The sequence below is a fragment of the Actinomadura sp. 9N215 genome (assembly GCF_044326345.1).
Classification (GTDB): Bacteria; Actinomycetota; Actinomycetes; order Streptosporangiales; family Streptosporangiaceae; genus Spirillospora.
The window spans coordinates 129,210-149,178 of record NZ_JBIRBA010000007.1; the positions used below are offsets into that span (position 1 = coordinate 129,210).

The 19,969-nt window shown below is 69.9% G+C and carries 21 protein-coding genes; 11 read left to right on the top strand and 10 right to left on the bottom strand.

Translation table 11 applies throughout. The annotated features are described in order from the left end of the window. Positions 1-110 precede the first annotated feature (110 nt). The 3 genes from ACH34T_RS14390 to ACH34T_RS14400 form a co-directional block, all read right to left on the bottom strand. Complete coding sequence (locus ACH34T_RS14390; RefSeq protein WP_395992584.1) at positions 111-617, bottom strand: hypothetical protein; 507 nt, start codon at positions 615-617, stop codon at positions 111-113. Continuing rightward, positions 614-1,126 (bottom strand): helix-turn-helix domain-containing protein, encoded by a 513-nt coding sequence (locus ACH34T_RS14395; protein WP_395992585.1) that lies wholly within the window; start codon positions 1,124-1,126, stop codon positions 614-616. The genes ACH34T_RS14390 and ACH34T_RS14395 overlap by 4 nt, the downstream gene beginning before the upstream one ends. Positions 1,127-1,202: 76 nt before the next feature. Further along, positions 1,203-1,973: a TetR/AcrR family transcriptional regulator gene (locus ACH34T_RS14400; RefSeq protein ID WP_395992586.1), complete on the bottom strand. Its 771-nt coding sequence runs from the start codon at positions 1,971-1,973 to the stop codon at positions 1,203-1,205. 124 nt (positions 1,974-2,097) lie between these two features. Between ACH34T_RS14400 and ACH34T_RS14405 the strand changes: the two genes are divergently transcribed. Beyond that, positions 2,098-3,768, top strand: a complete 1,671-nt coding sequence (locus ACH34T_RS14405; RefSeq protein ID WP_395992587.1) for a carboxylesterase/lipase family protein — start codon at positions 2,098-2,100, stop codon at positions 3,766-3,768. An 82-nt stretch (positions 3,769-3,850) separates the two neighbouring features. Here ACH34T_RS14405 and ACH34T_RS14410 read toward each other — a convergent pair whose 3' ends face one another. After that, the gene (locus tag ACH34T_RS14410) at positions 3,851-4,933 is read right to left on the bottom strand and encodes a neutral zinc metallopeptidase (protein ID WP_395992588.1); all 1,083 of its coding nucleotides are present in this window, start codon (positions 4,931-4,933) and stop codon (positions 3,851-3,853) included. 120 nt (positions 4,934-5,053) lie between these two features. Here ACH34T_RS14410 and ACH34T_RS14415 point away from each other — a divergent pair, with 120 nt between their 5' ends. From ACH34T_RS14415 to ACH34T_RS14435, 5 genes are all read left to right on the top strand, one after another. Next, positions 5,054-6,742, top strand: coding sequence for a DUF2207 domain-containing protein (locus ACH34T_RS14415; RefSeq protein WP_395992750.1), 1,689 nt, complete (start codon positions 5,054-5,056; stop codon positions 6,740-6,742). A gap of 69 nt (positions 6,743-6,811) precedes the next feature. Beyond that, positions 6,812-7,273 (top strand): hypothetical protein, encoded by a 462-nt coding sequence (locus ACH34T_RS14420; RefSeq protein ID WP_395992589.1) that lies wholly within the window; start codon positions 6,812-6,814, stop codon positions 7,271-7,273. A 219-nt stretch (positions 7,274-7,492) separates the two neighbouring features. Next, positions 7,493-8,218 (top strand): FadR/GntR family transcriptional regulator, encoded by a 726-nt coding sequence (locus tag ACH34T_RS14425; RefSeq protein WP_395992590.1) that lies wholly within the window; start codon positions 7,493-7,495, stop codon positions 8,216-8,218. Beyond that, complete coding sequence (locus tag ACH34T_RS14430; RefSeq protein WP_395992591.1) at positions 8,215-9,504, top strand: CynX/NimT family MFS transporter; 1,290 nt, start codon at positions 8,215-8,217, stop codon at positions 9,502-9,504. The genes ACH34T_RS14425 and ACH34T_RS14430 overlap by 4 nt, the downstream gene beginning before the upstream one ends. A 41-nt stretch (positions 9,505-9,545) precedes the next feature. Further along, positions 9,546-9,977, top strand: a complete 432-nt coding sequence (locus ACH34T_RS14435) for a hypothetical protein (RefSeq protein WP_395992592.1) — start codon at positions 9,546-9,548, stop codon at positions 9,975-9,977. Between the two features lie 79 nt (positions 9,978-10,056). Here ACH34T_RS14435 and ACH34T_RS14440 read toward each other — a convergent pair whose 3' ends face one another. After that, positions 10,057-11,028 carry an asparaginase gene (locus ACH34T_RS14440; RefSeq protein WP_395992751.1) on the bottom strand — a complete coding sequence of 324 codons (972 nt, stop codon included), beginning with the start codon at positions 11,026-11,028 and terminating at the stop codon, positions 10,057-10,059. A 326-nt stretch (positions 11,029-11,354) separates the two neighbouring features. Here ACH34T_RS14440 and ACH34T_RS14445 point away from each other — a divergent pair, with 326 nt between their 5' ends. Next, complete coding sequence (locus ACH34T_RS14445) at positions 11,355-12,299, top strand: helix-turn-helix transcriptional regulator (RefSeq protein ID WP_395992593.1); 945 nt, start codon at positions 11,355-11,357, stop codon at positions 12,297-12,299. Positions 12,300-12,451: 152 nt separating this feature from the next. Here ACH34T_RS14445 and ACH34T_RS14450 read toward each other — a convergent pair whose 3' ends face one another. Continuing rightward, the gene (locus ACH34T_RS14450; RefSeq protein ID WP_395992594.1) at positions 12,452-12,832 is read right to left on the bottom strand and encodes a ricin-type beta-trefoil lectin domain protein; all 381 of its coding nucleotides are present in this window, start codon (positions 12,830-12,832) and stop codon (positions 12,452-12,454) included. A gap of 355 nt (positions 12,833-13,187) precedes the next feature. On the opposite strand from ACH34T_RS14450, the gene ACH34T_RS14455 reads away from it, so the two are divergent. Continuing rightward, the gene (locus ACH34T_RS14455; RefSeq protein ID WP_395992595.1) at positions 13,188-13,937 is read left to right on the top strand and encodes an FkbM family methyltransferase; all 750 of its coding nucleotides are present in this window, start codon (positions 13,188-13,190) and stop codon (positions 13,935-13,937) included. Here ACH34T_RS14455 and ACH34T_RS14460 read toward each other — a convergent pair. From ACH34T_RS14460 to ACH34T_RS14475, 4 genes are all read right to left on the bottom strand, one after another. Continuing rightward, positions 13,921-17,382 carry a hypothetical protein gene (locus tag ACH34T_RS14460; RefSeq protein WP_395992596.1) on the bottom strand — a complete coding sequence of 1,154 codons (3,462 nt, stop codon included), beginning with the start codon at positions 17,380-17,382 and terminating at the stop codon, positions 13,921-13,923. The two genes, ACH34T_RS14455 and ACH34T_RS14460, sit on opposite strands and share 17 nt — an antisense overlap. Before the next feature lie 258 nt (positions 17,383-17,640). Next, a complete protein-coding gene (locus ACH34T_RS14465; protein ID WP_395992597.1) occupies positions 17,641-17,835 on the bottom strand; it encodes a DUF397 domain-containing protein in 195 nt (64 codons plus the stop codon). A 108-nt stretch (positions 17,836-17,943) separates the two neighbouring features. Continuing rightward, positions 17,944-18,138, bottom strand: a complete 195-nt coding sequence (locus tag ACH34T_RS14470; RefSeq protein ID WP_395992598.1) for a DUF397 domain-containing protein — start codon at positions 18,136-18,138, stop codon at positions 17,944-17,946. Then, complete coding sequence (locus ACH34T_RS14475) at positions 18,126-18,953, bottom strand: Scr1 family TA system antitoxin-like transcriptional regulator (RefSeq protein WP_395992599.1); 828 nt, start codon at positions 18,951-18,953, stop codon at positions 18,126-18,128. Before ACH34T_RS14475 ends, ACH34T_RS14470 begins: the two co-directional genes overlap by 13 nt. Before the next feature lie 142 nt (positions 18,954-19,095). On the opposite strand from ACH34T_RS14475, the gene ACH34T_RS14480 reads away from it, so the two are divergent. The 3 genes from ACH34T_RS14480 to ACH34T_RS14490 are packed head-to-tail and all read left to right on the top strand — an operon-like array spanning position 19,096 to position 19,933. Beyond that, positions 19,096-19,473: an ATP-binding protein gene (locus ACH34T_RS14480; protein WP_395992600.1), complete on the top strand. Its 378-nt coding sequence runs from the start codon at positions 19,096-19,098 to the stop codon at positions 19,471-19,473. Further along, on the top strand, positions 19,470-19,700 hold the full coding sequence (locus ACH34T_RS14485; protein WP_395992601.1) for a hypothetical protein: 231 nt from the start codon (positions 19,470-19,472) through the stop codon (positions 19,698-19,700). The genes ACH34T_RS14480 and ACH34T_RS14485 overlap by 4 nt, the downstream gene beginning before the upstream one ends. Beyond that, entirely contained in the window at positions 19,697-19,933 is a 237-nt protein-coding gene (locus ACH34T_RS14490; protein ID WP_395992602.1) for a helix-turn-helix domain-containing protein, read from the top strand. Before ACH34T_RS14485 ends, ACH34T_RS14490 begins: the two co-directional genes overlap by 4 nt. Positions 19,934-19,969: the final 36 nt, after the last annotated feature.

Genomic DNA, 19,969 nt, shown 5'->3' on the forward strand with positions numbered 1-19,969 from the left:
CCGTCCACCGGAGAGCCTGCAGCCGAACGACCGGTGTCCGCGGAACCGTCCCGGAAGACGACGAAAGGGCCCGGCCGGGTGTTCCGGCCGGGCCCTGACGGACGTCGCGCTCAGGCGCCGTTCTTCTTGGCCGCGGACCGCGTCCGCGTGCTCCGCTTCGGCTGCGCGGCGCGGGTCTGCCCGGCGCGCGGCTTCGGGGCCGTCTTCGAGCCCGGCCTCGGGCCCGGCTTCGCGTCGGTGATCTCGGCGATCTCGTCGGCCTCGCGGTTGACGACCTTCTTGCCGCGCTCGGCGAGCTCGTCGAAGAGCTCGAACGCCCGGGTGCCGACGTGCGTCGCGTAGGCGACGGCGGCGCCGGGCAGGTCCCTGGCGTCGACGCGGTCCTGGTACCGGGAGACCTCCCCGCGGTAGCGCTCCATGGTGTCGCGGACCTGACCGCGGTAGCGGTCGACGGTCTCGCGGACCTCACCCTGGTACTTCGTCGCCGTCTCGCGGGCGCGCCCCTGGTACCTGGTCATCTGCTCGGGCATCTCGCGGAGCTTCTCCACCGCGAAGTCGCCCGCGCCGGCCACGGCGTACAAGGCCTTGTTCTCTCGCAGGTTGCTGGCCAGCGTCATCCGACCTCTTCCTTTCCGTCCAGTACTGGTCCGATTGGTTCTGACATGGCTTGTCCGGGTGCGGCCCGGCCGGGCGCGCCCAGGCCCGATGCGGCCTGGTCCGGTGCGGCCGGGTCCTCCGGTGCGGCCTGGTCCGGTGCGGCGGGCTCCGTCGGGGGCACGCCGTCGGCCTCGTTCTCCTTGAGGAACGACGCGTAGATGTCGAGCAGAACCTGCTTCTGCCGTTCCGTGAGGAGGACGTCGGCGCGGACGGCGGCCTGCAGATCCGTGTCGGCCTCGCGGGCCTCAAGGATTCCGGCCTGCACGTACAGCGCCTCGGCGGAGATCCGCAGCCCCTTCGCGATCTGCTGCAGTATCTCGGCGCTCGGCTTGCGCAGGCCGCGCTCGATCTGGCTCAGGTACGGGTTGGATATGCCCGAGACGTCCGCGAGCTGACGCAGCGAGATCTTCGCCCGCGTCCGCTGTTCCCGGATGTACTCCCCGATCGAGCCGACCTTCGAACCAGCCATGTCTCCACCCTGCGTCATGCTGCTTGCAATTGCAAGCGGCATAGCTAGCACATACCTCGTGAGTCCCCTGAAGTTCTCATTCGCGGGCTCCTCGATGATCCTGCGCAGCTGGTTCCGCGGCACGTTTCGCTGTGACCAGTACGCCGATCCCGTCCAGGATCCGGTCGAGCCCGAAGGTCACGTCATCGTCGTCGACGTCGTCGGTGTAGTCGTTGCCGTCCATCATGGACGCCAGGACCGAGTGACCGCGTTCGTGCAGCCGGGGCAGGAGGAACCTGGTCACGGTGTCCGACTGCACCGGAGGCGCGGTGCTGTACCGCAGGTCGCGACGCATGCCGCCGATCTGACGCGCATAGCCGTCCAGCACGAACGCGCACCTCAAGGCCTCGGTGGGGGTCAGCCCGGCGCCGGTCAGCACTTTCAGGATCGCCTCTGTCCAGTCCAGCAGGTTCGGCGTCACCGGGGCCCCGCGGACGGGGAGATCGCACAGCCAGGGGTGGACGTCGCACCGGTCGATCATCGCCCGCGTCCACACGTTCGCCGCATCGCGCCAGTCTTCCGTCCCGGACGCCAGGTCCGGCGCCGTACCCCAGGCGGCCTCGGCGACCAGAACCAGCAACTCGTCCCGGGACCTCACATACCGGTAAATCGCGTTGGCGGTCAGCCCGAGCCGCTGGGCGATCTTGGGCATCGACAGGGCACCGAATCCGTCCGCATCGGCCAGTTCGAGGGCCGCGCCGACGATCTGCTCGATGCTCTGCGACGGCTTACGCCCGAGCTTGGTCGTCTTGACGGGGAGGCCCCACGCCAAGGCCAGTCCTGGCGGCAAGTCCTCCGTGATCGGCATCCGGCGGCCTCCTCCGCTCGACCGGGGATCCCTGTTCGGCCGACTCTACCTTGACTTCGTGTATGCCTCACACCTAAATTAGTGTGCCCCACACACAAATAATGATCGGCAGAGGGAGCGCGACATGGAACTGCTGCATCGACACCACGCGCCGGGTCGGCGCACCCAACGGCTCGGCAGTGTGGTGGTGCTGCTGACCGCGGCGTCGCTCTCGAGCTCGATCGTCGGCGGAGGGGCGGCCGACGCGCTGTCACCGGATCGCGGCGGCAACGGCCCTGCCGCCTCTACCGTGGTCCGGACCGATGCCGGCGCTGTCCGCGGCAGGGTCGATTCGACTTCCAGGGTGTTCCAGGGGATCCCGTACGCCGCGCCACCGGAGGGCGACCTGCGCTGGGCCTCGCCGCAACGGGCCAAACCGTGGAAGGGAGTGCGAGACGCCACCAAGCCCGGCAACCGCTGCGCCCAGGCCCGCGGGCTGATTGATGAGCCCAGCACGGACGAGGACTGCTTGTTCCTCAACGTCACCACGCCGCGCGGCACCGGGAAACGCAAACTGCCGGTGATGGTGTGGTTCCACGGCAACGGGTTCATCAACGGAGCCGCCAGCCTGTACGGCGCGCGGCGGCTGGCCGCCGACGGCGACGTGATCGTGGTCAGCCCGAACTACCGGCTCGGAATCTTCGGATTCCTGGCCCACCCGGCACTCGACCACGGCAAGGCCCGGAACCTGTCCGGGAACTTCGGTCTCGAAGACCAGCAGGCCGCACTGCGCTGGGTGCAGCGCAACGCCGCGGCGTTCGGCGGCGACCCCGGCAACGTCACGATCTTCGGCGAGTCCGCGGGTGGGACCAGCGTCTGCGCCCAACTCGCCGCGCCGACATCGGCGGGGCTGTTCCATCGGGCGATCGTGCAGAGCGCGGAGTGCACCGGTGACAAGTGGTCGCCGGGGCCTCCGACCTGGTTCCCGCTGCCCCGCGCCGACCGTCAGAAGCACGGTCTGAAGATTGCGGCCGAACCCGAACTCGGCTGCACCAACCCGGCGACCGCGGCATCCTGCCTGCGCGACAAGTCCCCCAGCGAACTGCTCAAGTGGTCCGACGTCGGTCTCGGGTCAGGTCCCACCTTCGGTGGGGGTTTCCTGCCGCTCAGCCCAGAGCGCGCCTTCGCGACCGGTCGCTTCAACCGTGTCCCTGTCATGCAGGGAACCACTCGGGACGAACACCACCTGTTCACTGCGGCGATCGAGATCGCCACCGGAGAGGTCACCACTCCGGACAGCTATCGCGAGCAACTCGCCGCCTTGTTCAGCCCGGCCGACCTGCGGCGAGTTCTGGCCCGGTATCCGGTCGCCAAGTTCCACTCCGCAGGCGAGGCACTGTCCGCGGTCGTGACCGACTGGGCCTGGGGATGCCCCGCCCAGGACCGGGACCGCGCACTCGCCGCGCACACCGCGGTCTACGCCTACGAGTTCGCGGACGAGACGGCGCCGTGGTTCAGCACCCTGCCCAAACCCAACTTCCCCACCGGCGCGTTCCACGGAGCCGAACTGCAGTACCTGTTCGACGACGAGCAACTCCCCGGCCCGCAGACGCCTGCCCAGCGACAGCTCTCCACGACCATGATCAGCTACTGGACCCGGTTCGCCGCCGCCGGAAACCCCAACAGCAGCGGACAACCCCGCTGGATGCCCTTCCAGGACGACGGTTGGGTGCAATCACTCGCAACCACCACGATCGGCCAGACCGACCGCAGCGCGGAACACCAGTGCGCCTTCTGGAAGACCATCGATTCGTGACCCGCGCAGCCCCTGGCGTTAGCGTGGCGAGTCACATGGGTGGAACTTGCCGTCGCGATCGGCGGCGGTCCGGTAGGCGCGGCTAGCTGACCTTGGAGGACGGGGCCGTCCAGGTGTTGCAGACGGTGAGGCGGCGGCCGTCGAAGCCCGTGACGACCCAGCCCGCGTAGTGGCGTCCCGAGCCGTGGTCGCGTTCGTCCGGGGGCAGCCGGTCCTCGCCGCGGCCGCGCAGGTCGATGATCATCGCGGTGTACTGCTCCCGCGTCATCGGCAGCGTGGCGCGTTCCGAGCCGAGGAACGCGCCGGCGAAGCACTGCGCCTGCAACTCGATGCGGCGGCTCGCCTCGTTGCGGGTGCCGGTGCTGCCGGACTCCATCTGCCGGTCGGCGTAGAGCAGGATCCCGGCGCGGTCCTGGACGTGGTGCCCGTACTCGTGGGCGATGACCCGCGCGAACACGGCGTAGTTGGACAGCGACTCGCCGCCCGACGTCTCGACGACGTGCCGCAGCCCCACGTACATCGTGTTGTTGGCCGGGCAGTAGAACGCGGACGCGCCCGGCGCCGGGTAGGTGCCGCAGGGGCTGCGTCCCGGCTCGAGCCAGAACACGCGGTCGGGCTTGTCGAACGGCATCCCGGCCTTCGCGAACTGCTTCGTCCAGGTGGCGTCCAGGCAGTCGCTCAGCACGTTCATGAACTGGCGCATGGATGCGGCGTTCGGCTGGATGCGGGGCAGCGTGCAGTTCACCGGTGTCAGCACGCCCGTCTTGTAGAGCCTGCTGTCGGTGGCCTTCTCGCGCGGGGACGTCCCGCCGCCGGACGAGGTGGTGGACCGGGTGCCGGACATGCCGTCCTGCCCGGCGAAGAGGGTGAGCCCGAGGATCCCGAGGACGACCATCGCGGTGAGGCCGCCGAAGATGCCCGCGATCGTCCCGCCGGCGGTGCGGCGGGGCCGGGGACGCATCGGAACGTACCGGTACTGCGGCTGCCCGTACGGCCCGGGCGGACGCGGCGGCCCAGGCGGATAGGGCGGCCCGGGCGGCCCGTAGCCGGGCGGCGGCCCGTACCCAGGCGCCCCATGCCCGGACGGACCATGGCCGTAGCCGGGTTGTCCGTACGGCTGCGCCGGGGGCCGCGGCGGAGGCGGCGGGGGGTACTGACCTGCCATAGGAGGGAATCATCGCATGCATTGCCGATACCATTTGCGGCCATGTCTGCTCTTGCGGCGATGTTCCGGTTGCGGCCGGTGGTTGCGGTGTTGTCGGGTGCTCTGTCGGCAACGGCCGTTATGTCGGCGTTGACCTGCGCTTCCGCCTCGGCGGCGGACCCGGCGCGGGGCGGGATCGCCGCGGCGGAGCGGGTCCTGAAGGACGAGGCCGTCCTCACCCCTGGTCAGCGCGGTGTGACCCGGGTGAAGGAGACGATCCTCTACCAGTTCGCCGGAGGGAAGGGCTTCACCCGGACGTTCCCGACGCGCAGCCACGAGAGCCTCACCGAGGACCGCGTCTACAAGATCGAGAACCTGCGGGCGAGCAGCCCCGACGGCGGGCCCGCCAAGGTCGGCTCGTCCGGCAAGGGCACCAGGACGACCATCGAGGTGACCGGCGGACAGCGGCTGACCGGCAACCGCACGGTCGTCCTGGAGTACGACGTGCGCGGCGCGATCACGCCGATGGGGGCGGCCGAGGAACTGCGCTGGCCGGTGATCGGCGGCTGGAAGGTGCCGGTGGACGACGCCCGCGCGATCGTGGACGGCGGCGCCGCCATCCGCAACGTCAACTGCTTCACCGGGCCGATCGGCAGCACGATCGGCTGCACGCAGTACTACACGAACCACACGCACACGCAGGGCGTCTATGCGCAGCAGGGGATGCTGCCCGGCGAGTACGTCACGGTCGTCGCGGGCCTCCCGGCGGGGACGACCGGCGGCCGCGCCCTCTACGAGCGGCGCCACACGATCGCGACCGCGTTCTCCGTCAACGCCGTCACCGGCGGCGCGCTCGTCGGGCTGCTGGTGCTGCTCGGCGGCGGCCTCGCGGCGCTGTACCTGCTGCGCGGGCGCGACGCCCGGGTCGTCGTGAAGAAGGCCGCCGAGGGCGATCACGCGCCGGTCGCCGGGACGGAGTTCGAGCCGCCGGACGGGGTGCGTCCCGGCCAGATCGGCACGCTGATCGACGAGCAGGCCGACGTGATCGACGTGACCGCGACGATCGTGGACCTCGCCGTCCGCGGCTACCTGCTGATCGAGGAGGAGGACAGGGCCAGGTCGGGCCGCCTCGACTGGACGCTGCGCCGCCTGGGCCGTCCCATCGTCGACCTGCTGCCGTACGAGCGGATCCTGCTGGACGCGCTGCTCACCGCCCCCGACGGCACCGGCCGCGACTCGGTCAAGCTGTCGCAGCTCGGCGGGACGTTCGCGACGAAGCTCGCCCAGGTCAGGTCGGCGATGTACGACGACGTGGTGAAGCAGGGCTGGTTCGCGCGGCGGCCCGACACCGTCCGGTCGCGGTGGACGGTCGCGGGCATCCTGATCACCGTGCTCGGCGTCGCCGGGACCGTCGCGCTCGCGCTCACCACCGAATGGGCGCTCGCCGGGCTCGCGCTGATCATCGCGGGCGCGGCGCTCGCGTACGGCGGGCAGTACATGCCCGCGAAGACGGCGCGCGGCGCCACGGTCCTCGCGCACACCATCGGCTTCCGCGCGTTCCTGGAGCGCGGCGCCATCCCGGACGGCGACATGACGGCCTCCCAGCAGCGGATCGCGCTGTTCTCGCGGTTCCTGCCGTACGCGGTCGTGTTCGACGCCGTCCCGAAGTGGGCCGAGACGGTCAAGGACGCGGGCGAGCGCGCCGAGGGCGCCGACAACCTCTACTGGTACGAGGGCCCGGCCGAATGGGACCTGTCGAAGTTCGCCGAGTCGATGCGCGTCTTCACCCTCGCCACCTCCGGTTCCATCTCCCAGTCCCGCGGCCTCTGACCCTCACGATCCCGCCGGACGGTTAAGGATCTGTCGCCGGGTAGGGGCTGGGGCGAGGAGGTGTTCCTCATGCTCGCCAGCCCCGTCCTCGCGGGTTCCGCCCTCGCCGACTCCTCCACCCGCCTCGGGGACGCGTACTTCATGGCCATCGGGCCGGCGGTCATCTTCCTTGCGGTGATCCTCTGGGTCGCGGTGACGCTGATGGCGTCGCGGCGGCCGCCGCACCGTCCCGGGGGCAGGGCGTCCGGGCTGCCGCATCGCGGGCCCGTCCAGGGCGGGGTCATCGCGGGCAGCCCGTCCCAGCGGACCCGGCGCGACCCGGCCCCGTCCGTGACCCGGCAGGAGGTCATCGCCCACGTCGAGGCCGCACGCGCGGACGAGCAGCAGCCCCCGCACGAACGGCAGCCCCCGCACGAGCAACCCCCGCACGAGCGGCAGCCCCCGCACGAGCAGCCCCCGCATCCGAAGCGGCGCTCCGTGTCGAAGAGGAAGAGACGCTCCCGGAGGTTCCGCCCGCCGAAGCTCCACTGACCGCCGCTGACCAGCGCACACGCAAGGACGCGACGCCCGCCGGATCCGGTTCCCACGCCCCACACCCCGTCCGGCGGGCGTTGCCCGCGCCCGCGGTGATCGTCGAGACCCCTCCCGACGATCACCGCGGGTCCGGGGGCCGCCGGAGATTGACCGGGTACCTCCAAGTAAGATGTCTGACGTCTTACTTGGGAGCTTTGTGAGTTTTAGGAGATTTCGGTGGTTTTGAGTCCCGTGCCCGGCGGGTCGACCGTCGACGCCGTGCTCGATCAGCTCCAGGCCCAGATCAGCGACGGGTCCTGGCCGGTCGGCCGGCGCATCCCCGCCGAGCTGGAACTGGCCGCGCGGCTCGGCGTGAGCCGTCCGGCCGTCCGGGAGGCGATCCGGGCGCTGACGCACGTCGGCGTGCTCGAGGTGCGGCGCGGGGACGGGACGTACGTCCGCAGCACGGCCAACCCGCGTGCGCTGCTGCGCCGGTTGGCCCGCGCGTCCATCCGGGACACCTTCGAGCTGCAACTCGCCTACGACGTCCAGGCGGCCCGGCTCGCGGCGCGCCGCCGCACCGGCGCCGACCTGGCGCGTCTCGAAGAGCTGCTCCGCGCCCGCGACGAGGCCACCGAGGCGGACGAGTTCGGCGCCGCCGACGCCGCGTTCCACCTCGGCGTCGCGGAGGCCTCCGGCAATCCCCTGCTGATCGAGGCGATGCGCTTCTTCATCGACCGGCTCCACGAGTCGATGCGCGCCATCAGGCTGGACCGCGAGGTTCCCGAGGCCGGTCCCGCGGCCCACCGCGCCGTCCTGGACGCGATCGCGGCGGGCGACCCGCAGGCCGCGGCGTCGGCGGCGGCCGCGGTGGTGGAGCCGACCCTGGCCGTCCTGGAGTCCCTGGCCGCCCGCGAAGAGGCGGCCGCGGCGGAGAAGTCCGAGGCCGGAGCGGGGCGGTGACGGCGGCGCAACTCCGTCGGAGGGCGAAGACCCGCCGGGCCCAGACCGCCGGCGCCCTGCTGATGATCGTCTTCGTGGCGGTCAACCTCCGTCCGGCGATCGCCACCGTGGGGCCCGTCCTGACCGAGATCAGGGGCGAGTTCGGCCTGTCCGGGACGGCGGCGGGCGCGCTGACCACGCTGCCGCTGGTCGTCTTCGGCTCGTACGGGCTCGTCGCGCCGTTCCTGCGGCGCCCGCCGCGCAGCGAGACACTGCTGGTCACCGCGATGGCGCTGCTCGTCGCCGGGCTGGTGCTGCGGCTGCTGGACGCGCCGTTCCCGCTGTTCGCCGGCTCGCTGGTCGCCGGGATCGCGATCAGCGTCGGCAACATCGCGATGCCCGCGATCATCAAGCGGGACCATCCGACCCGGATCACGACGGTGACGGCCGTGTACACGCTCGCCGTGTCGGGCGGGGCGTCCGTCACGTCCGGCCTGGCCGTGCCGGTCGAGGACGCGTTCGACGCCTCGTGGCGGCTGCCGCTCGGCCTGCTGGCGATCCCGGCGGCGCTCGCGGCGCTGATCTGGGTGCCGAGGGCGCGCCGGGCCGCGCACGCCGCGCGTTCCGCCCCGCCCGCGGCGCCCGCGGGCGGGGTGGCGGCGCGGGTGTGGCGGTCCAGGCTGGCGTGGCAGGTCACGGTGTTCATGGGGATGCAGTCGCTGATGGCGTACGTCGTCCTCGGCTGGCTCCCCACGATCTGCCAGGACCGCGGGATGGACGAGGCCGCGGCCGGATACGTCCTGGCCCTCACGGCGGCGGTCCAGGCGGCCGGGTCGCTGGCCGTCCCGGTGATCGCCGCGCGGGCCCGCGACCAGCGTCCGCTGGTGATCGGCACGGTCGTGCTGACGATGGCGGGCTTCATCGGGACCGTCTGGGCGCCGATCGGGACGGTGTGGGTGTGGGCGGTCGTCCTCGGGCTGGGGCAGGGCCTCGGGTTCGCGTCCGCGCTGTCGTTCATCGGGCTGCGGGCCCACGACGCGCAGGTCGCGGCGCAGCTGTCCGGGATGGCGCAGGGCGTCGGCTACGTCATCGCGGCGCTGGGCCCGCTCGCGATCGGCGCGCTGCACGACGCCACGAACGGCTGGACCGTTCCGATCGCCGCCGTGCTGCTCGTCTGCGCCGTCATGACGCTGCCCGGCCTGGCGGCGGGACGCAACCGCTCCATCGGCGAACCCGCCCCTCCACAGGCGACCGAACCGGCCCCTAAGGGGGTTAACGCGGAAATTAGCGGACACATCCCTAATTGACCCCGTGCCCAGGCCGATTCACCACCGGGAGGTGGTCCGACATGCTCGCCACGATCCTGGCCGACCCCGCGCTGGCCGACCCCACGCTGGCGGAAACGGCTCCCCGCGGCCCCCTCTGGTGGGCGTGGATCATCCCGGTCGTCGCCGTTGTGGGGCTGGTGGCCCGGCTCTCCATGACGGTGCTGGCGTCGTCCCGGAAGATCCACCCGGAGCGCAGGAACGACCAGCACAACCATCGCGGGATGGAGCAGGGCGGCACGTACACCTACCGTCCCGGCATGTTCTCGCACAGCTACCCGCCGAGCAGGGAGTCGCAGTGGGAGGAGTTCCGCCGCGACAACCCCCAGCCCGGCCGCGAGCCGAAGACCCCGTGGCCCGACGGCGTCCTCTACGAGCAGACGATCTTCAAGGCGGAGTTCGAGGAGCTCAAGGACGAAGCCGCCAAGGACAAGGAACCCAAGAACAGCGCCTGACCGGCGGCCCCGGGGCGGCCGTTCGTCAAGTACCGGTGGCCCCGGGTTGCGGCCGTTCGCCACGGGTTGCGGCCGTTCGTCAGGTGAAGACGTCCGGGAGCGGACGGATGGCGCCGACGACGCCGTCGCCCCCGCGCACTTCGACCGTCGACAGCTCGTCCAGCGCCGCGGCGTCCAGATCCGGCACGCCCTGGTCGACGTCGAGGGCGCGCAGCAGCGCGACGGTGACGGGCGTCCGTGCTCGCATCGCGCCGTCGTCGATCTTGACGGCACCCGCGCGGCCGTCGGGCAGGGCGAACGCGTCGACGCCCTCCGCGCCGCACTTGACCAGCAGGCCGGGGACGGCGTCCATCAGCCGCCGCTCCTCGCGCCGCGTGCCGGACGTCCACTGCGGGTGGGTCCGCATCGCGTCCGCGACGCGCCGTTCCCGCGTCCCCGGCCCGGCCAGGACGAGCGCACGGAACGCCCGAGCGACCCCGGCCGCGGACACGGCGAACAACGGCGCCCCGCACCCGTCGACACCGACCGCGGCGACCGGCTCACCGGCCAGCTCCTCAACGATCTCCCGGACGGCGACCTGCAGCGGATGATCGACGTCCAGATAGGACGCGGTGGGCCACCCGGCCGCGACGCAGGTGGCGAGCATCGCGGCATGCTTTCCGGAGCAGTTCATCCGCACCCGCGACGCCCCGCCGCCGGACCGCGCGACGTCCTGCTGCGTCTCGGGGTCCAGCGGCCAGGCCGCGGGACAGCGCAGGTCGTCGGCCACGAGCCCGGCCCCGGCGAGGATCTTCTCCACCCCTTCGACATGGAAGTCCTCCCCCGAGTGGCTCCCGGCGGCCAGCGCGAGCAGTTCGCCGTCCAGGTCGAGCCCGGCGCGCAGCATCGCGACGGCCTGCATCGGCTTGTTCGCCGAACGCGGGAAGATCGGCGCTTCGGGCTCCCCCGCGCGCACGACGACCGTCCCGTCGGCGGCGACCCCGACCGCCGCGCCCCGATGCCGCGACTCCACGAACCCGGACCGCTCCACCTCGACCAGCACAGGATTCATCTCCACCAGGGTCCCCTTTCCTCACACACAGCCGCATAGCCCCCTTGTGTCCCTGTTTCCCAAAAGCAGCCCCCACCCACCCGGAATTGGTGGTCGAAATTGGAGCGGTGCGAGGCGGGGAGTCCGTGATTGCACGGATACCACGAGTTCACCGCGGCGCGGATCCTGGATCGGTGTTCGTTCATTCCGGGAGCAGTGGGGGTGCCATGGCCAGGAGCCTGGATCTAGCCGGTGTGGCCCGGCTGGCGCGAGACCTGTGTGCGCAGGTGCGGGAGGGAGCAGGACCGGCTGAGCTGGGCGATGTGATCTCACGAGCGGTGGCTCCCGTGGTCGCGCACGACGCGGTGCGGCTGGTGGGTTCCAGCCCGTCGACGAAGGTGGGGTCGTTCAGTTTCTGGCAGGGGATCGATCCCGGCCTCGGCCATATGTGGCTGCGCAACTTCTTCGCGGGCGCGGATCCGTTGTCGCCGGACGATCTGGCCCGGCGGCGGATACCGGCGGGCGTTCTGGGGGCCGGCACCGGCGGTGGGCGGCGCGACCAGATGATGCGGCGTCTGCTCGCATCCCACGGGGTGGGTTGCGAGTTACGGCTTCTGTTACGCGACGCCCACGGCCTCTGGGGGTCGTTGGGCCTGCTGCGCGCCCAGGGCGGTCGGACGTTCGATGACCAGGACGTACGCCGGGTCGCACGGTTGACGCCCGCGCTCCTGGCGGCCCTGCGCGGATACGTCACGGCGGGCCCGCTGACACCGGGCGGTCCGGCACTGCCCGCGGGGGTGCTCATCGTCGGCGCCGACCACGTGATCCGGACGTCCACGCCACAGGCGCGCACCTGGCTCGAACTGCTGCGAGCCCGGCAGCCCAACCCGGACTGGATCACCGAGCCGTTCATGGCCGGACTGGCGGTGAAGGCGCGCCGGCACGCCCGCGATCGGCGCACGGCGGCCTCGCCGCTGGCCGTGGGCCCGGCCGCCAGCTACGGCCGGTGGATCGCCTTCCAGGCCGAGCCGCTGGACGACGACACCGACGATGCGGCGATCGTCATCCAGGCCGCCAGCGGCGAGCAACTGTTCCCCTCGTTCTGCGACTGGTACAAGATCACCCCCCGCGAACGCCAGATCCTCACCCACCTGCGCGACGCGCGGTCACCCAAGCAGGTCGCCCGCAGCCTCGGCCTCTCGGTGTACACCGTCAACGACCACCTCAAAGAGATCCGCCGCAAGACCGGAGCCGGCGGCCGCGACGAACTCCTCGCCGCCATCGCCGGCTGACCGAGCAGGCCGGTATCGAGCCTCGCGCAGCGCCCCGTGCCCGCCTCCGAAAGACGGGCACGGGATCGTCGCTGCACTTGCGGCGATGCGGACTAGACGGTTCCGGAACGGGCGTCGATCGCCTTCCCGATCCGGTTAGCGCGCCCGTCTGGTCACCGCCACCATTGCTGGTTCCAGGGGCCGCAGCGCCACAGCTGGACCTTGCCGCCGTCACCACCGGTGTTGGTGTCGGCGTCCAAGCACCGCTGGAAACGCTCGTTGTACACCGAGCCGTCCGCGCGGAGGGTCCAGTACTGCTGGTTCCAGGGGCCACAGGTCCACAGCTGGACCTTGCCGCCGTCGCCGCCGGTGTTGGTGTCGGCGTCCAGGCACTTCTGGAAACGCATGTTGTAGAGGTGGCCGTCCGGCCAGACGTCCCACTCCTGCTGGTTCCAGGGGCCACAGGTCCACAGCTGGACCTTGCCGCCGTCGCCGCCGGTGTTGGTGTCCGCGTCCAGACACTTCTGGAAACGCACGTTCTCGAAGTGCCGCACTGCCTGCGTCGCTTTGGCGTCAGCGGTCGTCGCAGGTTGCGCCGACGCCGTACCGGCGCCGGCAATGAACAGCGCCGGCGTTGCAAAGAGCAGCGCCAACCTCGGGGCTAACACACGATTCGCCATTTTCATGCTTTTCCCTCGGGCGGAGTGATGGTCGTCGAACTACGTGACCACATCGTGGTCCGGAAGGACCGCTCCACCAATCCCCAAACTTAAGGGGATCCACCCCCGCCCAATCACTGTTACCCTGCCGACCACCGCGAACCGACGAGTACGCAGCCGCTTCACACAATTCCCCGGGCGCGTTGCCCGGGGAATTCTTGCCTTTCCAATCAGGCGTAGGTTGGCGCGTGTGGGTGGTTATGACTTGATCGCGTATGCGGGCAACGCGGAGGACGTCGTGCTGATGCGCGCCTTCGCCGGTCAGCGGGACGGGTTCTTCGTGGACGTCGGTGCAGGTGAGCCCGTCAGTGGCTCGCTGACCAAGAATTTGGTGGACGGCCTGGGCTGGCAGGGGGTCAACATCGAGCCGTTGCCCGAGCGCCACGCACGTCTTCAGCGGGCCCGGCCGGGTGACGTCAACCTGTGCGTGGCCGTGGGAGATAGACCGGGCACCGCGACGTTCTTCCGGGTCGTCCCAGGGCGGGGGAAGACAGGTGGCGGTGGTCTCAGCACCTTGCGCAGGGATGTCCTGGAGCGGCATCTCGCGGACGGGTGGCGCCATGAGGAACTGCGCGTCGAAGTCGTCACCTTGGAGACGATCCTTGGCGCGCATGCGAAGCCGGGCTTCGACCTGCTGAAGGTCGACGTGGAAGGGGCCGAGGCCGCCGTGCTGGGGTCGGCCGACCTGCGGGCGTGGCGGCCGCGGGTGATCGTGGTCGAGGCGACCGTTCCGCTGACGTCCCGGCCGAGCCACCAGGAGTGGGAGCCCCACGTCCTCAAGGCCGGGTACCGGTTGGCGCTATTCGACGGCCTTAACCGCTTCTACGCGCGCGACAACGAGCCTGACCTGCGTGAGCGGCTTGCCGTGCCCGCCAATGTGCTGGATAACTACATTCCGTACGCGTGCGCCCGCCGGGCCGGGCTTATTGCGCCAGAGTGAGCAGGTCGGGCCGGTGATCGCGTAGCCATCGCGTGATCCACGCTCCGTCGCTGTCGGCGAGGCCGAGGACCGGGGTGTCGATGAGGCGGCGCAGCATCATCAGCGGCAGCAGCGCCGCGAGGGCGTCCTGATCGACGGCGTCCTGGCCGTAGCCATCGACGAGCGGGTCGGGATCTGCGCCGCGCGGCATGTCGACGGCCAGGGCCCAGGCGAGGTCGAGCATCGGCGGTCCGGACTCGGTCGCCCCCGGGTCGAGTAGCCCGGTGAGGGTGTCGCCGTCGAACAGCGCGTTGTGACAGACCGCGACGTCGCCATGGATCGCGGTCATGGGGAGCCCCTCACAGGCGGCGCTGACGTTTTCGGCGATGGTGGGGTAGGCGTCCGGGGCGGCGGAGCGTGCCCAGCCCAGGAAGACGCCCAGCGCGCCGGGAGCGTCCAACCTCAGGCCGTCGCCGGGCGGCCGGGAGTGCCAGAGCCGAAGCTGCTGACCCAGTTCCCGCTGCCGTGCGGGTGTCGGGCGGTCCGCGTGCGCGCCGGGGAGGCGTTCCAGGACGGCCCACCACACCTGCTGAGCCGTTCCCGCATCCAGGAGCCGTGGCGCTCGAACGCCTGTCGTGGCGCGCAGTTCCTCGAAGTTGCGGACGGTCTCCAGCCGCTCGTGCAGGCGCCGACGCACCTTCGCCACCGTCCGCAAACCCGGCACGACACCCTCAGCGCCGAGCGTCGCCAGCGCGGCGGGCAGATCGCGCGGACCGTCGAACGCGGGACTGGTGAGCGCGGCCTGGACCGCAGCCTCCACGAGAGGGTCGGGCAACCGGCCGGTCGGGATCAGCGCCCGAAGGTCACCGGCGTCCAGACGCCCGCAGATTCGCACCCGCAGACGGGTCAGGGCGTCAGACCAGCGGCACCGCGCGGAGTCGGGATCGTCCAGCCGCTCGATGGAGTTGAAGTCGGCGTCCAGCCCGGCCCACGCCAGGGTCACCGGCGCCCACACGGGCAAGCAGTCTTCGCTCAGGCTCTGTGCGATGCGTGCGGCCTGCGTCATCTGGCCACCGGAGGCGTCCAACAGGACTTGCAATGCCTCGACGGGCAGCAGTTCACGGGAGGCCCCGAGTTCGCCGAACCGGCGTGCCGCCGCCTCCAGCAGCCCGGTCGCAGCGCGGCGTTCGCCGCGAAGTGCCCGCGCCATCGCCTCGGCCATGTCGCACTGGGCGAGCCCGATCGCCTCACCGACGGAGTGGTTCAGGTCGCGGGCTCGGCTGAGCAGTGACAGCGTACGGTCCGGGTCGTACCACATCAGGGCCAGCAGCAGGTGCCGCAGAGCGCGCGCCTCCCACAATGGGGCATTGGCTTCGCGCGCCGCCTCCAAGGTCGACTCGAAGTACCCGGCCGCTTCGGCGAACCGGGCGTTCTGCAAGTGGGTGTGGCCGAGCAGGTCGGCGGCCCGCACCTGGTCTGGCCCGGCCTGCGATGCGCCATCCATCAGCCGCGCGACGGACCGGTAGTCGCTACGGCGCAGCGCGTTGTCGGCCAGGCCGAACCGCCCGCTCGCGCCGATCAGCGACGCGGGCTCGATACCGGACAGGTGCTCGGCGGCCTCCTCGACCCGCCCGATGATGTGCGCGCGGCTCGCCAGCTCGTGCCGGTAGTAGTCGGCGTACGGACCGTCGGGTTCACCGATCAGCTCGCGCAGCGCCCGGTAACGGTCCTCGGCATTGACGTCTCCGCGTGCCGTCAGCCGCGCGACCTCGGTCAGCCGAGCCAGTTCCGGCGAGCTGGGCAGCTCCGGCAGGGAGACCAGCACCTGCCAGTGTCCGAGCACAGTGAGGCTGTAAGCGACGTCGCCGACGGACTCCGGCGCCAGCTGATGTTCGTCCGCCGCGCGCAGGACGAGCAGGAACGCCGCCACGCACCGCCTGCTGCGCACGCCCAAGGGAAGCGGATGGTCGGCGTCGTCGTCCCAGACCGCCAGCGCGGCGCGGATCAGATGCTCGATCGCCCGCTCGGCGTTGCGGATCCGTTCGGACTGTGTCCAGCCGTCGTCGGTGCCGGCGTCGCATTCGATGACGCTGCGGCGCAGGTTCTCGTGCAGCCGGTACGGCGGCCACACCGTCTCGTCCCGCCGGACGAACGGACGTTGCAGAAACCGCTCGATCTGCCGGAGCCGCAACTGTGGCAGCACTGCATGTAGGACGTCTTCGTCGAATGCCTCCAGCAGCGCCGCGGCCCGTAGCAGGTCACGGTCGGGTGCGGACAGGTCTCGCATCGTCCGCAGCACCAGCTCGGGGAACCCGAGCCCGAATGCATCGGCGGGTGGCGCCTCACCCCGCGCCAGGTACTGCCCGAACAACCCGGCCGACAGATCGAGATAGAGCGGTGACCCGGCCGATCCCGCGATGATCCGTTTCCGGATCTCAGGCCCGATCGCGGGCGTACCGTCCACCGTGAGCCGCTCCGTCAGATACGCCTCGGCCGATGCAGCGTCGAACCCGCCGAGGCCGAGCTGGTCGCCGTCGGCCAGGCCCGGCCAGCGGCGCTCGCCGCCGTAGGTCAGCGCGACCGCCCTGGCCGGATCATGCCATCGCAGCGCGAGCCGTCCGGCCGCGACGAACACCACGTTCGGCATCAGATACACCAGCCGCGACACCAGGTCCTCCAGGCCGCCGCGCTCGGCGGGCAGCCGCTGGACGTTCTCCAGAGTGTCCAGCACGCACAGCGCCAGCGCGGGATGCTTGCTGCGCGCTCGTTCCAGGTCGGCGGCCAGCAGCACCGGCATGTACCCGAGCATCCGATCCGGGTCCTGCTCACCGAGGATCGGGTCGAGCGCGGGCAGGTCGGCCCGCAGCCGTTTCAACCGTGTTTTCTGCGTCGCGGTACGACCGAGCATGTTCAGCGCCCGGTACGCCACCGACAGCGCGCCGAAACCGCCGAGGAGTTGGTCGACAGCGTCGCCAACCTGGTCGGCGACGCCGAGCGATTCCGCCGCGTTTCCCTTCCGCAGGAACGCCGTCAGCGATTCGCCTGGATGCTTGCGCTGCCAGTAGACGGCCAGCGCCACATCGAAAGCGGGCCACGACCTCGCCAGCGGCGCGAGCGCGGCACGTACCCGCAGTAAGACGGCTTCAAAGCTGGAGTTGGCAGGGTCGGCGAAGTCCAGTACCGCGTGCGCTCCGCGTCGTGGCAGGCCGTCCAATTCACCGGCCACCGCCAGTTGCGCGACGTGCCGGGCCAGCGTGGACTTACCAATCCCGCCCTCACCGGACACGGCGATCAGGTTGGACGCCGGCCGCTGGAAGTCGAGCAGTTCCGCAACGGTCCACGACCGTTCGGCCAGTTGGGCGAACCGGTCCCGAAAGGCCCTGATCTGGACTTCCCGGTCTGTGAAGACATGTTGTACTTCGAATGGAGCGCGCGGCCCATAGCTGAAGAACTGGTCGACGTCCACCCCGATACCCGATCACATCCCCCTCGGTCATGACAACGCCTAGGCCAGTGCTCAACCGTTGCCCAAAGCGTGCGCGGAACCAATGCTCGCGCGCGTGATGAGCGTCGCCCGCCGTCGTCAGTTTCGATTCGACGTCCGCGCTGAGAAATTGACGAGCATGCGAGTCCCGTCGCCAGGTTCGGCGTCAAACCCGCAGGGACGCGGACGGCGTCCGGACGGTCAAGAGCCTGAGCCCTGGCCTACTCGCGTTGTCGGACGTCAGGGCAGGTCGTACCGACCACACCGGATGTCCGCGAACAATGCCGACATCGCGGCGACGCTGAATGTGTGGTGCAGGCCTTCCGGGTCCTTGCTATCGCGTGCGCCAACGCCGCGAGTCAGCTTGGCCAGCTCGACGCAATCCGCCCCGCCGTTGCCGCTATACGACGACTTCCTCCATTTTGCATCTGCCATCGCACTGCCACCTTTTTATCGGCCCGTCTAGTTTCGGAAGCATTGACGAGGAACTGCTAAGCAATGTCCCGGGACCAGGCGCCCCCGGGACATTCACATTTCCGCAGATCAGGGCAAGTCGTACCGGCCGCGCCGGATGTCCACAAACAGTGCCGTCATCGCGGCGACGCTGAATGTGTGGTGCGGACCGTCAGGACTCTTGCTGTCACGTGCGCCAATGGCGAACGACACCTTGGCCAACTCGACGCAATCTGGACCGCCGTTGCCACTGTAGGATGATTTCTTCCACTTCACATTTTCCATCGCTCTACTGCCTTTGCTATAAGCTCGATTGACTGCTCAGTTGGTAGCGCCTTATCGCGGAGCGCTTCCCAGACGCGCTCCATTGTGGCGACACTTTCAGGGTGTTCGAGGACGTCGCCACTGAAGGCATCGTCCACCCAAGCGAATCCCCGACCGTCCATGACAGCGATGTGGAAGTTTCCTGCTAATCCGGCATACTCTCCCACCGTTGAGGGAACGATCTTGATCCACACGTTCGGCCATTCGGCCATCGCTAGCAACTTGAGAAGCTGATCATGCATGGTCTTAGGACCACCGATCGGCCGATAAAGAGCGCCTTCGTCTATGACCACGACGACCACCGTGTCGTTCTCAGGAGCCAGAATCTCCTGCCGATCCATCCTCTTCTGGACCTGCTTCTCTACGTCATCGACCTTCCTTCCAGACGATTTGATGACCGCGCGGGCATACTCCGGCGTTTGAAGCAAACCAGGGACGAGGAGCGGATGATGTGAGCGAAGCGATGTCGCATGCTCCTCGATCTCGCGCCACTTGTCCATGTATTCCGGTGCGCGCTCGTCCTTGACGAGGTCCTTCCCGATCTCCTCCAGCAGGCCTTTCGTGTCGAAGATCTCGTCCAGCCGTCGTAGGTCGTCGGGCTGCGGGACGCGGCGTCCGGTTTCCCATGCTTTGACGAGGGATTCGCTTCTATAGACCAGTTTGGCCAACCCCGCCGGGGTCATCTCCTTGCGGGTTTCGGGATCAATCGCCGATACGCGTAGGCGGCGGATCTGCTTAGCAAGGAAAGTGCGCGGCGTCATGCGGTTGTTGGCCATGTGCAGATACACCTCGGTACACGGGGGGCTGAGGTCTTGTCATTCTGCTGTGGTCGTGCTCCGTATCGTCAAGCGTAGTCCCGTGCCTCCACGCTGTGAACAGCGAATCAGCAGGTCGGCGGGAAGGGACGGGGTGGGCCGAATGATCATTCTCCCCCGTGAGAAGGCCAGTGCCAAGAAGGCCCGTGATCATATTGTCGAGATCGCGGAGAGTTGGCCGGTCGACATCGACGATGTTCGTTTGGTCGCGTCGGAGTTGGCGACGAACGCGATTCGGCACGCCAAGTCCGAGAAGATCCGGGTGGACGCTTACTCGCGGATGGATAGCCAATCGATGGAGCGTCTGTACGTCGTGGAGGTCTGGGACGGCGATCAGACGCTGCCCACGCAGGGCGGCGAGGAGGCGGCCGGGGACGGTGGCTGGGGCCTCCTGATGATGAGCCTGCTCGCCTTTCGGTGGGGGGCGCGCCACGTGGAGACGGGCGGCAAGATCGTCTACGCGGAGTGGACGTGCCCATGAGCCCCGACGAGCTCACGGTGGACACCTGGTACCAGGTCGCCGTCCTGCGCGTGTACGAGCCCTGGCTCCGCATGCCCCGGCTGGTGCCGGACGGCGAACGCAGCCGCGCGACTGGACGCGTCGAGAATGCCCGGCTCAGGCTCGGGTCGCGCGATGTGGAAGCCCCGTTCCCGCTCCCCTCGCTCGCCACCGTGGTGGCGTTCAACCAGAAGGAAACCCCCCAGTGATCAAGACGCATCTCCACGGCTGGGACTTCAGCCCCGGCCAGCTTCTGACCCCCACGGACGTCGCCGAGATGTTCCGGGTCAGCCCGGCCACCGTGGCGAAGTGGGCCGGTGAAGGACGGCTCGCCTTCGTCCGCACGCTTGGCGGGCACCGGAGGTACAGCCTTCAGCAGGTCGAACACTTCCTCAAGAACCCCGACAGCCTTGCTCCTGCCGTCGTCCCGCCCAGCGTCTGAGCAGGGCGGTACCCGATCACTTGGGTACCGCCCTGC

Excerpts from the sequence above, each read along its gene's own strand:
- ACH34T_RS14390 (WP_395992584.1), bottom strand. The coding sequence starts at position 617 with ATGACGCTGGCCAGCAACCTGCGAGAGAACAAGGCCTTGTACGCCGTG.
- ACH34T_RS14395 (WP_395992585.1), bottom strand. The coding sequence starts at position 1,126 with ATGGCTGGTTCGAAGGTCGGCTCGATCGGGGAGTACATCCGGGAACAG.
- ACH34T_RS14400 (WP_395992586.1), bottom strand. The coding sequence starts at position 1,973 with ATGCCGATCACGGAGGACTTGCCGCCAGGACTGGCCTTGGCGTGGGGC.
- ACH34T_RS14405 (WP_395992587.1), top strand. The coding sequence starts at position 2,098 with ATGGAACTGCTGCATCGACACCACGCGCCGGGTCGGCGCACCCAACGG.
- ACH34T_RS14410 (WP_395992588.1), bottom strand. The coding sequence starts at position 4,933 with ATGGCAGGTCAGTACCCCCCGCCGCCTCCGCCGCGGCCCCCGGCGCAG.
- ACH34T_RS14415 (WP_395992750.1), top strand. The coding sequence starts at position 5,054 with ATGTCGGCGTTGACCTGCGCTTCCGCCTCGGCGGCGGACCCGGCGCGG.
- ACH34T_RS14420 (WP_395992589.1), top strand. The coding sequence starts at position 6,812 with ATGCTCGCCAGCCCCGTCCTCGCGGGTTCCGCCCTCGCCGACTCCTCC.
- ACH34T_RS14435 (WP_395992592.1), top strand. The coding sequence starts at position 9,546 with ATGCTCGCCACGATCCTGGCCGACCCCGCGCTGGCCGACCCCACGCTG.
- ACH34T_RS14440 (WP_395992751.1), bottom strand. The coding sequence starts at position 11,028 with ATGAATCCTGTGCTGGTCGAGGTGGAGCGGTCCGGGTTCGTGGAGTCG.
- ACH34T_RS14465 (WP_395992597.1), bottom strand. The coding sequence starts at position 17,835 with ATGGCAGATGCAAAATGGAGGAAGTCGTCGTATAGCGGCAACGGCGGG.
- ACH34T_RS14470 (WP_395992598.1), bottom strand. The coding sequence starts at position 18,138 with ATGGAAAATGTGAAGTGGAAGAAATCATCCTACAGTGGCAACGGCGGT.
- ACH34T_RS14475 (WP_395992599.1), bottom strand. The coding sequence starts at position 18,953 with ATGGCCAACAACCGCATGACGCCGCGCACTTTCCTTGCTAAGCAGATC.
- ACH34T_RS14480 (WP_395992600.1), top strand. The coding sequence starts at position 19,096 with ATGATCATTCTCCCCCGTGAGAAGGCCAGTGCCAAGAAGGCCCGTGAT.
- ACH34T_RS14485 (WP_395992601.1), top strand. The coding sequence starts at position 19,470 with ATGAGCCCCGACGAGCTCACGGTGGACACCTGGTACCAGGTCGCCGTC.